Origin of the sequence: Halomonas sp. GXIMD04776 (genome assembly GCF_049808615.1) — a bacterium.
Taxonomy (GTDB): Bacteria; Pseudomonadota; Gammaproteobacteria; order Pseudomonadales; family Halomonadaceae; genus Modicisalibacter.
The window spans coordinates 82,265-94,538 of the sequence record NZ_JBNCAN010000010.1; the positions used below are offsets into that span (position 1 = coordinate 82,265).

The window sequence follows — 12,274 nt, forward strand, 5'->3', positions numbered from 1 at the left end:
ACGCGCAGCGCACGGGCGCTACAGGCGGCTATCGGGGGAGAAGTCGACCTCCCTGGCGCCATCGGCAAGCGCCTGGAAGTCGGGGTGCTCAGGGTTGAGGAGGTAGTTCGTTTCTCGGGGCGCGACAACGCTCGGAACCGCCAGCGCCAGGCTCGACTGCCCCTCGAGCCAGTCGTCACCGATCTCGGCTGTGGAGGGTGGCGCCGGCTCAGCTCGCCAATCAGCAGGCAGCACGTCCTCGGGGAGCTGCATCAGCACCTCTTCCGGGAACGTCACCTCCAGGAGCGCGTACTCCTTCAGCAGCTGGTTGTCTTCCAGGTGAACCATCACCTCGAGCATGGCCAGCGACTCGGTGCTCGCGAGGTAAACGCAGGCCTTGCCTTTGCTGTTCCAGCGCCCGCCGTACAGTCGAGCCCCTTCACCATCAAAGGCTGTCTTGAGCCACTTCCGCTTGACGAGCCGATAGCCGCGTACCGAGGTCATGCAAAGACGCCGTGCTCTAGTCGACCGATCAGGTCCAGGACAGCTTCAGCGCCAGCAGTCGTTGCCACCATCTCCACCGGACGGCGACCGCCCAGCCCACGCACCGGGCTGAGGAGCCATTCCCTCGCCTTGGCCTTGTCTCCCTCGAACAGGTCCACCGCGCTCTTGTAGACCTCAGCGAAACGGTACAACCGATCGCCCTCAGCCGGCTTGAAGTAGCCAGTGTCAGCGCGGCGCTTCAAGGTTGCCGGGGGGATGACCACATACCGCGCCAGCTCCTTGCTCTCGAGCCCTGAGGTCTCGGTGAGCTTGGTGTAGACCTTGTACGAGACACCCTCACTCAGCGCCTCATGCAGCTTGGCGCCACGCGGGGGAAGGCCCAAGGCCTTCCAGAAGTCGTCCTTCCGGCGCTTCACCTTCGGCCGATACTCTTTGATCGCGGCTTCCATAATCCCTCCCCGTATCATTTGATACACCATCAGTGTATCAGATGGCGCGAACAATGCCGCTATCCCTCCCCACCCGGAGAGAGGGCTCCAACCGATTAAGCAGGGCGCTGCTTCTCTTCACACGGGATAAAGGGGGAGAAATACCTTGCTGCACCCGAGGGAGACCATCTGCACCGAGCGCCTAAAGGGGGAGAGATACCTTGTTCCGCAGTGGAAGGCCGACAGCCTATGGCCCAAAAGGGGGAGAGATACCTTGCCGTTCCGAGCAGGCCAGGCCCTTGGGTTGAAAGGGGGGGGAGAAATACCTTGCCGCTTCAGCAACGACTAGGATCACTCAGCCCAGCAACGGGGAGAAATACCTTGCTAGGCCTCTCAGCAACCAGCGCTAACCGGGCCAAAGGGGGAGAGATACCTTGCTGGCGCTGCTGTGCGATCGTCAGCAGCTGGTTGCCTGACACCAGTGCTATTACTGGGGCAGCGAAGCAATATGTTTTTCTGTCCTTTTCCCTTTTCCTTTTCGTGTCACATAAGCGACTGTATGGAAAGGCCTATTTCTACAATACGGGGGAAGGAAACCTTGCTCCATGGGGAGGAAAACCTTGCCAACCAGGGAGGGATACCTTGCCCAAGCGGGGAGAGATGCCTTGGCAAAGGGGGAAGGGTTATGGCGCTTCCACCAATATGAGGTATTCTGCCGGGTAACGCTGAAAGGAACCCTGGCATGTCATCGCTCGAACATCAGCAAGTCGTCAAGTCGAACGCCCTCGTGGAGGCGAGCTATCGGCTAACGCTTCGGGAGCAGCGCATCATCTTGGGATGTATCGCCCAAGTAGACCGATCACAGCCCATCACGGATGAGGTGCAGTACGTCATCAGCGCGGACCTCTTCTCCAAGCTGGCCAACTGCAACATCAACGGTGCTTACAAGGAGCTGAAGCTCGCCGCCGACACCCTGTTCGAGCGCCGCTTAACGCTTTTCGAGCACCCCAACACCGGGAAGCCCCGGAAAATCACTATGCGCTGGGTCCAGTCCGTCGAGTACCTGGACGGCGCCGGGTCCGTAGCGCTGCGCTTCAGCAAGGACATATTGCCGTACCTGACAGAGCTATCAAGGCAATTCACGCGCTATGCGCTGTCGGATGTGGCCAAGGTCAATAGTCCGCATGCGGTGAGGCTTTACGAGCTACTGATGCAGTGGCGCGAGACCGGAAAGCGCCAGGTAAGTATCGACTGGATGCGAGAGCGTCTGGGTCTCGAGGGGAAGTACCCCGTGTTCAAGGACTTTCGCCGATACGTTGTCGAGCATGCCGTCCAGCAGATCAATGAGCACACTCCCATCACGGTATCTTGGTCTCCCCACAAGACGGGGCGAAAGGTCACGCATCTGATCTTCAGCTTCGTTTTCGACAAGCCAGCTGCTCGCCTCGAGAGCGCACCTCTGGTGTCTGCATCGCTCAAGCGCGAAGAGATGATCAAGGGAATCGCACGCAGCCTGATCGAACAGAGAGCGCACCCTGGCGAAACCTACGAGGCCTGCGCCATGCGCCTGATCGATGAGCGAAGGCGTGTCGAACGGATCAAGTAGCAACCTCGAGGGGGGAGGGGGTGGCTGGCGCCGGCATGGCCACCTCCATGCTCGCCAGGCAGCAGAACAAGGAGACCATGAATGAAGAAGACAGGCAGTGATCGAAAGTCGCTCAAGCCAATAGTGACCGCACTAGCGCTCGCGGGGGCGATGTTCGGCTTCGTTGGCTTCTGGCTTGGCTCAAGCCACCTTCTGCCTACAGCCTACATCGACGCCACTAAGGGTGATTATTCTCTTGCCAGTGACCTTGGGATTAACTTCATCTTGAGCGCTGGCGGCGGCGCAGCTGGGCTGGTCGCCCTCATTTTCATCGCTGCCGGTCTGTCTGCCATTCCTCAGCTACTCAAGCACCGAGGGTGAGCGTCAGCGTGCTTAGCAGTCCCCTCGTTGGCCATGGGCCGGATCACACGCCACTGGCAGGCGAGAGCGAATCGAGTTCTTCGCTAATAGGCCGGTGATGGCTCGCGATCCGGTTCACCAGCCGAGCACACGCCATCGCGTCGGCCGTCGCCCGGTGGGCTCTCCCTGGCCAAGGAAGATCCGCGGCGTCCATCGCATCGATGAGACTGATCGTGCCGAAATCGTTGGTCGGGCCGAACGCCTGGGCCGCCAACTCCATGGCGCACGACCAGCGCCCTAGCTCAGCGACACTGCCTGACGGCAGGCTCTGGCTGATCAGGCGGCGGTCGAAGTCGGCGTTGAAGGCGACCACCGGACGGCCGGCGATCACCTCGAGGAGCCGTGGGGCAACCTCACTGAAGCGCGGCGCCCCGTGGAGCATGTCGCCAGACAGCCCATGGACAGCTTGCGCCTCCTCCGAGACCTCAATGCGAGGGTTGACCAGGGTGTGGAGCAGCACGCGCTCATATCGATTGCACACGGCGATTTCGACCACCTCATCATCGGCCGTCAGCCCGGTAGTCTCGACATCCAGGAACACAGGGTCTTGCGCCAGCAGGCGATCAGCACGCACAGAGGCCTTCATCAGGTAGGAGGTCAGGCGTGACTGGAGCGCCAGCCGGCGAGCAGCCACCTTCTGTGCCGGTGACTGACGCTTAGGCGCTGCCCGCATGGGCACACAGTCCGCCGCCCGGTAGACATGGGAATGCCCACCATACTGGTTGCGGTACACCGCGACCGGCGTGGCGTCCCGGGCGGGCTTGAGGCGTAGCTCGTTCTTCAGTCGTGCCTTGGTCGCACAGAACCCATTACGGATGGCCGCCTCGCGAGCGGCCTCCAGGGCGGCAGGGGAGGTGTCGTCTGCCATCGTCGTGCCCCCTTAACCACTTACCTTGACGAGGGGAGGGCGAAGAAGGCGCCCGGCATAGGTATACCCGGTCTGGAGCACTTCGGTCACGATCCCCTTCCCGAGGCCAGTGCTGTGGTCGATACCGACCGCCTCGTGACGCTCAGGGTCAAACCGCTGGCGCTCAGCCTGGATCACTTCAACTCCATGCTGGGCCAGGGCGTCCCGCTGCATCTGGATGATCATCTCGAGCCCTTGCCGGTGGGCTGCATCTTCCGGCCCCGTCATGCTGCTGACCGCCTTCTCGAGCCCATCAATCGCTGGCAGCAGGTCAGTCGTCAGGGCCTTGATCGTTTCGTCTCGTGCCTGGCGGACCTCTTTCTCGCGATCGGCCTCAAGCGCCTGGATCTTCTCGGCTGCCTGCTTCTCCAGGTCGCTACCTACCAGCTCGATGTCATACCGGATGTCGCCTCGCTTGGCATCACCACGAACGTACCCACCACGACCCCGGAAATAGAGCGGCCGTCCTGGCGTGTAGCCCTCGATGAAAGGGTAGTGCTCATGGCCTTTGAGGGTGGGATAGGCCACCTCTACCTCGGCCGGAAACACCATGGCCAGGTAGGGCACCTCCACCACGGCGCTCAGATGCTTGCCTTCCACCTTCAGGTGAGGTGGATGCTCCACCTCGACCTCAATGTAAAGGTCGCCGGCCTCCCCGCCATTCAGCCCTTCACTGCCTTGCCCCTGGACCTTGACGGGGAACTTTGTGGTGTCGATGAAGCGGGGCTTCAGAGCGACCCGGATGCGCTCCCGCTTCTCGACCAGGCCTTGGCCGTCACAGGACAGGCAGTGCTCCTCAGAGTAGGGCATGAAGCCTTGGACTCCCGTTCCCCCGCAGCCTTCGCACGAAGGGTCACCGGCCATGGGAGCCGATTGGGAGAGGTAAGGGGCTCGGCACACCCGGCAGATAGCCTTGACGCACGACTGGCATCGGACTCTGCGGCGGTAGTCGACTCGAATGAGGTTGTGCTCGGCGACCGACCGGAGCGAAGCCGCTTTGGTGATCCGAACATCCTTGCCTGGGACCGGCTGCGCGTGGCCCTTCAGGCATTCATTGAATGCAATCTCAGACACGTCATCCTCCTGGCTCAAGCGCTCTGTCGCAGCTGCTCGATTTCATCCAAGGCAGTCTCCCGCTCTCGGAACCAGTGGTCTCGACGCGCCTCAGCCTGGGCCTTCTCGTCTTCCAGGCGGGCGACACGTCTTGCCAGGCGAATGCACTCGCGCCGCAGCTCTTGCTCCGACATCGCGTGGTACTGTGCGATCGCGGCTCCCATCTCAACACCTCCTTGCCTTCTCAGCCCCCTCCCCATCACGACTTCGGCTTGGGGATCTTCACGCCTTCCAGGTTGTAGTGCTCGCCCAGCTCGATAGCCCGGCGCACGGATTCCAGCACCGGCCTACGCACCGTGCGATAGCGGGTCGACTCCGGTGAGGCAAACCAGCCCTTCACCGTCTCGACGCTGTAGCCCGTCAAGGTCGCGACATGCTCTTGCTTCAGTCCATGGCGCTCCATGAGCTGGCGCAAGGCCTCGTTGTTCGATGTCTCGGATGTGCTCATCTAGGTCTCTCACTCAGGGCCGCCCGCCGAGGCGAGTGGCCAGATTCATAGGGGCGCCTGCGGCCTTCTGCTGGCGCCAGAGAGGGGTTACGCCTCAAGCCCCCAGCGCTGGCGGGCACGATCCAGCGCCGTCCTGGGCGCCCGCTCCTGGGCCTCCTGCGCGTTGAAGTGAGCCAGCAGCTCGCCGAACAGCTCTCGGTCATTCAGGTCCAGGTCGATCCCTACAAGGTGGTCGACGGCCTGATGAATCTCGATGGTCGTCCAGGGGTCGAGCTGGGCGACCTCCTCGTTGTCGCGGATCAGGCGCTGAACTTCGGCATGACCCTTGATCGTCGCCAGCTGGCGCTCTCGCATCTCTTCGCCCGACATACAGCCTCCAGGTGAACGGCGTGGACATAACACGAATGTTATATGTGCAATGCACACCTTGGCAAGTGTGACCCATCCCCGCGATAGCCCCTATTAGATATTCAGGACCATTGGAAATGTGCCGCGTCGGCTGCAAAAAAAGTGTGCGCTGGCCTTGATAAAGTGTGCATTGCACACTAAAATGACAGTCATCAGGTGGAGGCCAAGGCCTTCTGAATACCGCCACCGCAGGACGAGCACCGATGACGACCTACTTCATCCCCCTGTTCACCCTCCCAACCATCGTGGTCGAGCCCGGCCACTACCTGACTCGGGCCGGTGAGCGCGTCCTGGTCGAGCGGGTTTCCAGTCGCCACGACTTCAACTGCACAGGGCGCTATGTCAGCTCCGGCACCGCCGAACGGTGGCACAAGACCGGAAGGATCATGGCCACCTCCGAGACGCCCAACGACATCGTGAAGCGCCTGTAACCCACGAACCAGCTGCCAACATCCGAACGCGAGGAACCCCCATGAAGCTCAACATCATGCACCCGCTCTATGTCGTCGCCGGCCTCTCCAGCCAGAGCGAGCCCGGGAACCAGTGGATGCCGATCTCCACGCAGACCTATCCGGTGCAGCACGTCGCCGAGCGCGAGGCCGAGAAGATGGCCCGCCGTGCTCGCCCTCACGAGCAGGTCGGCGTCATCGAATACAGCGCCGATGGGGCGCGGCTGGTCGGCCAGGTCCATCAAGGCGCCAGCGCCTGAAGCACGACCACGCATCGCACGAGCCGAACAACGACAAGGGAAGGGAGTAGACCATGAACCTGGCGATCAACCTGGACACCGAAACCGCAGAACCGACCACTTTCGAGCCGGCCGCGGCGCCGCTGCCCCAGCGGGCGCGTCAGGCTATCGACCTCCTCAAGGCGATTGTCACCGAGCAGCCCACCTCACTGCTGATCGCCTATTCGGGCGGCAAGGACTCCACCGTGGTCACCAGCCTCGCGCTGGCGGCCCTGGCCGAGCTGGCGCAGGAAGGGAAGCTGAGTGCAGACATCGAGCACATGGCCGTGACCTCCAACACCGGCATCGAGAACCCTGTGATCGAGCGCCATGTCGGCAGCCATCTGCGAGCCATGCGGACGTTCTGCGCCGAGCACGCTATCCCCCTGAAGGCACAGTGGGCCTTGCCGAGCCTGGCCGAGAGCTGGCAGGTGAGCGTCCTGGGTGGCCGTCGCCAAATGGCCTGGCCCAGCGAAGGGCAGAGCCAATACTGCTCTGTCGACTGGAAGATCAAGCCGATCGACGCGCTCAAGCGCCAGCATGCCAAGTCCCTTCCCAAGGGAGTGCGTCAGGTGACTCTGCTGGGCAGCCGGTTCGAGGAGTCCGCTCGCCGTGCGGCGAACATGGCCGACCAGGGCGCCGGTAGCGGCGTGGTGGATCACCAGGGGCGCCTGCTGGCCTACCCCATCGCCGACTGGACGACCAGCGACGTGTGGGACTACATCCTGTTCGCCCAGCCCTTTGGACAGGGAGGGCCTTTCCCGAGCTACACCACCTCTCTGGCGGACGTGCTGGAGGTCTACAACAGCGCCAACGGCGAGTGCTCCATCGTCGGCGACAGCGGCAAGCGGACCCCGTGCGGCGCTCGCACCGGCTGCTGGGCGTGCCCGTATGCCGGCAAGTCTGACGAAAGCCTCACCAACATGGCCAAGGACAACCCGGAGATGGCGCCGCTGCTGGCGCTGCGCCAGTACATCGTCTCACTGCGTCATGACGTGGGCGCCCGGAACTTCATCGGCACCGACATCAAAGACGGTGGCGACATCAATATCAGCGCTGCTGGCTATAGCGGCCGTGTCCTGCTGGACCTGCTGCGGGCCTGCCTGACTCTCGACGCCGAGGAGATGGAGCGCTCCGACAACCCGGCCTTCCAGATCATCACCCCGCAGGAGCTGGTCGCGATCGAGTGGAACTGGGCGATCCGCGGCATCCAGGTGCGCCCGTGGGAGGCCACCCGCGCCTGGGTCGAAGTCCACCACCAGGGCAAGCGCTTCCCCATTCCCAGCGCCAGCACCGCAGCACCGGCCCAGGCAGGCGGCCAATCACTGCACCCCTTGGAAGGGGAGACCCTGGGCTCTGTCACCACCCCGCTCATGGCCCATGCCGGCGTCACGGTGGCCATCGGCTCTCGCCTCGAGGTTGACCCCGAGGGCGCCATGGAGATGCTGAGCATCGAGGGCGACATGCTGGCGGCCGACAACGAGAAGGCCCCGGAGAGCGTGGCCAACTCGCTGCTCATGCGCGGCGTGGTCAGCATCCCGGCCAGCCGCCGTGGCGAGCTGGATCGCCGCCTCACCGCGGTCGCTCGGCTTCGCGAGGAAGGCGTCATGCAGTGGGCCTTCCACGGTGGCCGCCCTGAGCTGGCCAGCAATGAATTCCAGCTGGCGATGGTGGGGTAACCCACCAACTGGCCCCGGGGCAGCCCGGGGCCTCAGTTTCGCATGCGAAATCGCTCACTGAGCGGTGACCTGGCGCCAGCAGGTAAACTCCAGGCACACGGATCAAGCGACCAACCGGAGACAATCCAATGAGCTGGACTATCGACTCTGCCTCCCTCGAGGCGCAGGCCCGGCTGTTCACTCGCGGCGCCTATGCCGGATCAGAGATTCGCCCCAATCTGGCAGGCCTCGAGGAGAACTCCCATCCCAGGGCAGTGCTTCGGCTGCTCGAGCAGGCCAACCTGTCTTCGCCTGAGGCCCGGGCCGCGGCCTGGCTGCTGCCCGCTGTCGAGCGCACAGCCACCATGATCGAGGACATTCGCGAGGTATTCGGTAGCGAGGTCGCGGATCTGGTCCGGGCCGCCGTCCCGGAGAAAGAGCCCAGCGAGGCAACGACCGTGGAGGAGATGCTGGCGCAGGAGCGGGCGATCGTGGCCGGCAGCAGCTCCCTGGCTCAGACCCTGGCGGTTTGCTCGATCATCGCCGACATCGAGACAGACGCTGACGGGGCGGTGGACATGCTCGACCACTATGCCGCCTGGCTCGAGGGTGCCACTCAGGCGCAGCCCTTCCTTCGGCGCCGCGCCCAGCGCAGCATAGAGGCTGGCTTGGCCACCGCTGAGGAGTGATCGCCGTCAGCGAGAGGGCTCCGCGCCAGCAGGCGCTTGCGTCCTCATGAAAGGAGGTATGATCGGATCACTGACCTGGACAAGAACGCGGGACACTCGCCATGGAACTCATCATCAAGCTCCTCCTCGGCGCAGCCGGTTTCGGAGGCCTCTCCTGGGCCTCCTGGGGCTTCGCTTCGAGCCACGATACGGGCATGACGTTGATGGCGCTGGTTCTCGGGGTCGCTGCGTTCATCTGCGGCTTCTTGGCCATCGCCAAGGTCATTCACTACAGCAAGTGGGCGGCCACCCTCTTCTGGATCGCCATGCTGGGCACGCTGACATACACATTCCCGCCGCTTGGCCTCACCCAGCTGGGCTGGCCTGGCTGGGGGCTCATCGCCTTCCTCGCTATCTGCTCCCTCGTCATCGTCGCCCACAAGCCGGCTGCTGGCGCCAGCAAGAAGTCCTATCTCGGCAACTATGACGTGTATAGCGGTGACGGCTCCCCGACAGGGATCGACTACAGCGGTTACCCATCGGCAAGGGCCATTCGCCATGGCACCTACAGCTCGACAAACGACCTATGAAAAAGGCCCCCGGGAGTGATCCTGGGGGCCTTGCAGCTTGTGGGGAGGAGCTTGTGGCTTACCAGCCCCAGGGGGATTGCAGCTCGCTGGATACCGCCAGCAACTCGCGCAGCTCGGTAATCTCGTCGGTGACGGCGATCTTGTAGGAGATCCGCTGGTTCATCTCCAGGGTCTCATCGGGCTCGCCTTCGGTGTGGAAGTCGACGCGGGTATCCTTCATCTCGTATTCACCCTCGTTGTGGAACCACTCCACGATATGGGTGGCGCCACTCAGCAGAGACAGCTCCTCCTCGGGCAGGCTGCTCTCGGCGACGAACTGCTCGTTGAAGCCGTCGACCCCCTCGAGGTCGCACTTGTAGCGCACCACCTCACGACCACGACTGTCCTCGATCACCTCCCAGCTCGTGCTGGCGCACACGGCCCGGCGATCCAGGGCCTGCTCATAGGTCAGCGAGGAGCCCACCGGAAAGGTCTTCTCCTTGAGGTCAGAGATCACGGCGCTGTCACCGCCACAGCCGGCGAGGGTCAGCATCGCCGCGGCCGGCAGCAGGGCAATCAGGTTCCGCTTTCGCATAGTGTCATCCCTTCTATTCAGGTTGTGTGGGCGCCTCACGCCCTTCTGTTATCCGAGGGTGGGTAACCCTCAGCTGTCACCCGGGGAAGCTCCGGGCACATCACAGAGGCCTCTCCGGTAGGGGCTCCATGATTCGTTCTACCCATCCACCACCAGGGTCCGGCCGTTGTCGCCACCACCGATGGCGCTCCGCATGGCCGCGTAGAAGCGCTTGACCCCCCAATCGGACTTGAGCCGCCTAAGCGCCTTTGGGGCGAAACGCCAGAGCCCCATCATCTCGTCGGGCATGTCACCGGCTACCCAGGCCTCCTCCACGGCCTCCTCGTCCAGCTTGAAGCCCACGATCTTGAGATGGTGATCGGTGCCGGCCGCGACGAGACTCCGGTAGTAGGCTTCCGGCTCCTCCAGGGGATCAGCGTGCTTGTACTGGTCCCAGGGCTGGTGGTAGAGCACATTGGGCTTGGGCACGGTTTGCCAGGTCGACAGCACCTCCTCGGGGCCATCCCACTCGACCACCAGGGCTGCGCCAGCTGCCTCCACCTGCTGGCCATCCGGGGCATAGGCGACGGGCTTGCCGCGCACCGCCGTGGCATACAGGTTCAGGCAGGCATCCGTGTTCATCGGGTCAACCGAGAACGGGGCATACCGGCCCGCCTTCGCGATCTGGTAGGCCTGCACCGGCCCGGTCACATGGAACAAGCATGTCGCCATGGGTTCTCCTCAAGTTGTGGTGGGCGGCCGGGTCACTCCATCTCTTCCCGAAGCTCGGCCAGTAACGTCTCGCGTTCCTTTTGTGCTGCCTGGAGGTCAGCATCATCGAAGGGGAAACCCCGACGCTCAGCTGCCGCCATCAATGCGTCTCGATCTGCGGGGTCACCCAACATGTCGTGCCAGCGGCGAAGCTGCGTCACGACCTCGAAGTGATAAAGCTCGTAGTGAAGTCCGCAGCCAGACCCAGCCCCCTCCTCGGCCATTTCGACAAGTCGGCGAGGCTTGATGAGGCAGCCAGGTTGGCTCTGCCTGGGGTTCGCAATGAATCCGTCAGGGGTCACGTCTATCCTCCTCCATCCCTCAATGGCTGGCGTCAGAGGGTCAGTCTTCGTCCTGCTGCGCGTGGAGCAGGGCGGCGATCTCGCGCTCAACCGATGCCACCGCTGGCGCCAGCGTCTCGTCCACTTCCTCCCTGCCCAGGCGGGCGACTTCCTTCCAGCGCTCCAGGGCATCCCGGGACACGAGGTAGGTTCGAGCACAGTCGCCCTCGGGCACCTGCATCTGAAGCGACTCCAGCAGCTCGAGGTCGCGCATGGAGAAGACCTGGATGGCCGGCACCAGCAGCCCTGCCTCTTCTGCCTGGCGGCCGGTAGAGGCCTTGTCCCAGTCGCGCTCGGCGCTCTCAAAGGCAGGATGGGTGGCGGTCTGGTAGCCACAGCGCTGGCAGGACAGCCAGTGGGCATGGAACCAGTCGGTCACTCGCCGCAGGTAGTCCGGGCTGTCCTCGCAGCCGCAGACAGGGCAGGGCGCTCGCTCTGCCATGTCACCTCCCGGTGCTTGCTGGGTGATGGGTTCAAGAGTGCGGACATTCATGCGAAGCCCCCGGAGAGCTGGCTCAGTGACTGAGCCCGCGCATTGGCGCTCTCGCGCACGATGTCGGGTGAGAAGCCGGCACCACAGTGGACCTCATCGATCATCACCAGCTGGAGGTAGCCGCGGTTGATCAGGTAGTTGCCAAAGCCCTGATCGGAAATGTCGCGGTGCGAGAAGACCCCGGAAGCCTCCATCTCGTTGATCTGCTCGATGGTCACCAGGCCCTTGTTGAGGGCGTCGAGCGTCCCCTGGCGGTAGGGCGCCTGGCGGCAATACTGCTCGGCCAGCTCGCCCAGGTTGAGATCCACGAGCGCTCGGTACAGGCCACTGCACTGGTAGTAGGTGGTCCCCCCGCTGGAGAGCGCCAGCAGCTCTCCCTTACGGTGACTCGGCTTCGCCATGATTCGGTCCCCCTTGGTGTTCTTGTGCCCCTCTCTCGAGGCCGGCATGCGCCATACGATGAGCGCTGACCATGCAGGCATAGGCGGAATGCAGCGCATCGCCGATGATGCGATCCGCAAGTTCGAGAGGGGTGGTGTCGGTAATGCCGGCCCGCCGAAGATCCTGTTCGATGACGGCGCGGTGGCGCTGGTACTCCTGGAGACGACCGGCCAGAGACTCGTCCGGGGCCTGCTCCGGTGACGGGTTCACGGTATGCAGTGAAGTGCCCATCTCTACCTC

General features: G+C 63.4%; 20 protein-coding genes. 7 read left to right on the top strand and 13 right to left on the bottom strand.

Features of this window, described 5'->3' with window-relative positions; translation table 11 throughout:
* Window positions 1–18 precede the first annotated feature (18 nt).
* Together ACPF7Z_RS08685 and parS are read right to left on the bottom strand one after the other, a co-directional pair.
* A complete protein-coding gene (locus ACPF7Z_RS08685; protein WP_228219476.1) occupies window positions 19–483 on the bottom strand; it encodes an RES family NAD+ phosphorylase in 465 nt (154 codons plus the stop codon).
* Window positions 480–899, bottom strand: a complete 420-nt coding sequence (parS, locus tag ACPF7Z_RS08690) for a type II RES/Xre toxin-antitoxin system antitoxin (RefSeq protein ID WP_425192853.1) — start codon at window positions 897–899, stop codon at window positions 480–482. The genes ACPF7Z_RS08685 and parS overlap by 4 nt, the downstream gene beginning before the upstream one ends.
* A 754-nt stretch (window positions 900–1,653) precedes the next feature.
* On the opposite strand from parS, the gene ACPF7Z_RS08695 reads away from it, so the two are divergent.
* Together ACPF7Z_RS08695 and ACPF7Z_RS08700 are read left to right on the top strand one after the other, a co-directional pair.
* Window positions 1,654–2,517, top strand: a complete 864-nt coding sequence (locus tag ACPF7Z_RS08695) for a RepB family plasmid replication initiator protein (protein WP_425192854.1) — start codon at window positions 1,654–1,656, stop codon at window positions 2,515–2,517.
* Window positions 2,518–2,598: 81 nt separating this feature from the next.
* Entirely contained in the window at window positions 2,599–2,877 is a 279-nt protein-coding gene (locus tag ACPF7Z_RS08700; RefSeq protein ID WP_425192855.1) for a hypothetical protein, read from the top strand.
* Between the two features lie 43 nt (window positions 2,878–2,920).
* On the opposite strand, the gene ACPF7Z_RS08705 is transcribed toward ACPF7Z_RS08700, so the two are convergent.
* From ACPF7Z_RS08705 to ACPF7Z_RS08725, 5 genes are all read right to left on the bottom strand, one after another.
* Entirely contained in the window at window positions 2,921–3,589 is a 669-nt protein-coding gene (locus ACPF7Z_RS08705) for an exonuclease domain-containing protein (RefSeq protein WP_425192856.1), read from the bottom strand.
* Window positions 3,590–3,796: 207 nt separating this feature from the next.
* Complete coding sequence (grpE, locus tag ACPF7Z_RS08710) at window positions 3,797–4,897, bottom strand: nucleotide exchange factor GrpE (RefSeq protein ID WP_425192857.1); 1,101 nt, start codon at window positions 4,895–4,897, stop codon at window positions 3,797–3,799.
* 14 nt (window positions 4,898–4,911) lie between these two features.
* Window positions 4,912–5,100 carry a hypothetical protein gene (locus ACPF7Z_RS08715; protein ID WP_425192858.1) on the bottom strand — a complete coding sequence of 63 codons (189 nt, stop codon included), beginning with the start codon at window positions 5,098–5,100 and terminating at the stop codon, window positions 4,912–4,914.
* Between the two features lie 35 nt (window positions 5,101–5,135).
* Entirely contained in the window at window positions 5,136–5,384 is a 249-nt protein-coding gene (locus ACPF7Z_RS08720) for a helix-turn-helix domain-containing protein (protein WP_425192859.1), read from the bottom strand.
* 87 nt (window positions 5,385–5,471) lie between these two features.
* Complete coding sequence (locus tag ACPF7Z_RS08725; protein WP_425192860.1) at window positions 5,472–5,753, bottom strand: hypothetical protein; 282 nt, start codon at window positions 5,751–5,753, stop codon at window positions 5,472–5,474.
* Between the two features lie 242 nt (window positions 5,754–5,995).
* On the opposite strand from ACPF7Z_RS08725, the gene ACPF7Z_RS08730 reads away from it, so the two are divergent.
* The 5 genes from ACPF7Z_RS08730 (at window position 5,996) to ACPF7Z_RS08750 (ending at window position 9,435) form a co-directional block, all read left to right on the top strand.
* Window positions 5,996–6,223 carry a hypothetical protein gene (locus ACPF7Z_RS08730; RefSeq protein WP_228219482.1) on the top strand — a complete coding sequence of 76 codons (228 nt, stop codon included), beginning with the start codon at window positions 5,996–5,998 and terminating at the stop codon, window positions 6,221–6,223.
* A 41-nt stretch (window positions 6,224–6,264) separates the two neighbouring features.
* Window positions 6,265–6,501, top strand: coding sequence for a hypothetical protein (locus tag ACPF7Z_RS08735; RefSeq protein ID WP_425192861.1), 237 nt, complete (start codon window positions 6,265–6,267; stop codon window positions 6,499–6,501).
* Between the two features lie 53 nt (window positions 6,502–6,554).
* The gene (locus ACPF7Z_RS08740) at window positions 6,555–8,198 is read left to right on the top strand and encodes a phosphoadenosine phosphosulfate reductase family protein (protein WP_425192862.1); all 1,644 of its coding nucleotides are present in this window, start codon (window positions 6,555–6,557) and stop codon (window positions 8,196–8,198) included.
* 128 nt (window positions 8,199–8,326) lie between these two features.
* Window positions 8,327–8,866, top strand: coding sequence for a hypothetical protein (locus ACPF7Z_RS08745; protein WP_425192863.1), 540 nt, complete (start codon window positions 8,327–8,329; stop codon window positions 8,864–8,866).
* Between the two features lie 101 nt (window positions 8,867–8,967).
* Entirely contained in the window at window positions 8,968–9,435 is a 468-nt protein-coding gene (locus ACPF7Z_RS08750) for a hypothetical protein (protein ID WP_425192864.1), read from the top strand.
* Window positions 9,436–9,493: 58 nt separating this feature from the next.
* On the opposite strand, the gene ACPF7Z_RS08755 is transcribed toward ACPF7Z_RS08750, so the two are convergent.
* From ACPF7Z_RS08755 to ACPF7Z_RS08780, 6 genes are all read right to left on the bottom strand, one after another.
* Complete coding sequence (locus ACPF7Z_RS08755) at window positions 9,494–10,009, bottom strand: hypothetical protein (protein ID WP_425192865.1); 516 nt, start codon at window positions 10,007–10,009, stop codon at window positions 9,494–9,496.
* A 138-nt stretch (window positions 10,010–10,147) separates the two neighbouring features.
* Complete coding sequence (locus ACPF7Z_RS08760; RefSeq protein WP_425192866.1) at window positions 10,148–10,720, bottom strand: hypothetical protein; 573 nt, start codon at window positions 10,718–10,720, stop codon at window positions 10,148–10,150.
* 32 nt (window positions 10,721–10,752) lie between these two features.
* The gene (locus tag ACPF7Z_RS08765; RefSeq protein ID WP_425192867.1) at window positions 10,753–11,061 is read right to left on the bottom strand and encodes a hypothetical protein; all 309 of its coding nucleotides are present in this window, start codon (window positions 11,059–11,061) and stop codon (window positions 10,753–10,755) included.
* Window positions 11,062–11,101: 40 nt separating this feature from the next.
* Window positions 11,102–11,593 (bottom strand): hypothetical protein, encoded by a 492-nt coding sequence (locus ACPF7Z_RS08770; protein ID WP_425192868.1) that lies wholly within the window; start codon window positions 11,591–11,593, stop codon window positions 11,102–11,104.
* On the bottom strand, window positions 11,590–11,994 hold the full coding sequence (locus tag ACPF7Z_RS08775) for a hypothetical protein (protein ID WP_425192869.1): 405 nt from the start codon (window positions 11,992–11,994) through the stop codon (window positions 11,590–11,592). Before ACPF7Z_RS08775 ends, ACPF7Z_RS08770 begins: the two co-directional genes overlap by 4 nt.
* On the bottom strand, window positions 11,972–12,265 hold the full coding sequence (locus tag ACPF7Z_RS08780; RefSeq protein WP_074211777.1) for a hypothetical protein: 294 nt from the start codon (window positions 12,263–12,265) through the stop codon (window positions 11,972–11,974). Before ACPF7Z_RS08780 ends, ACPF7Z_RS08775 begins: the two co-directional genes overlap by 23 nt.
* Window positions 12,266–12,274 lie beyond the last annotated feature (9 nt).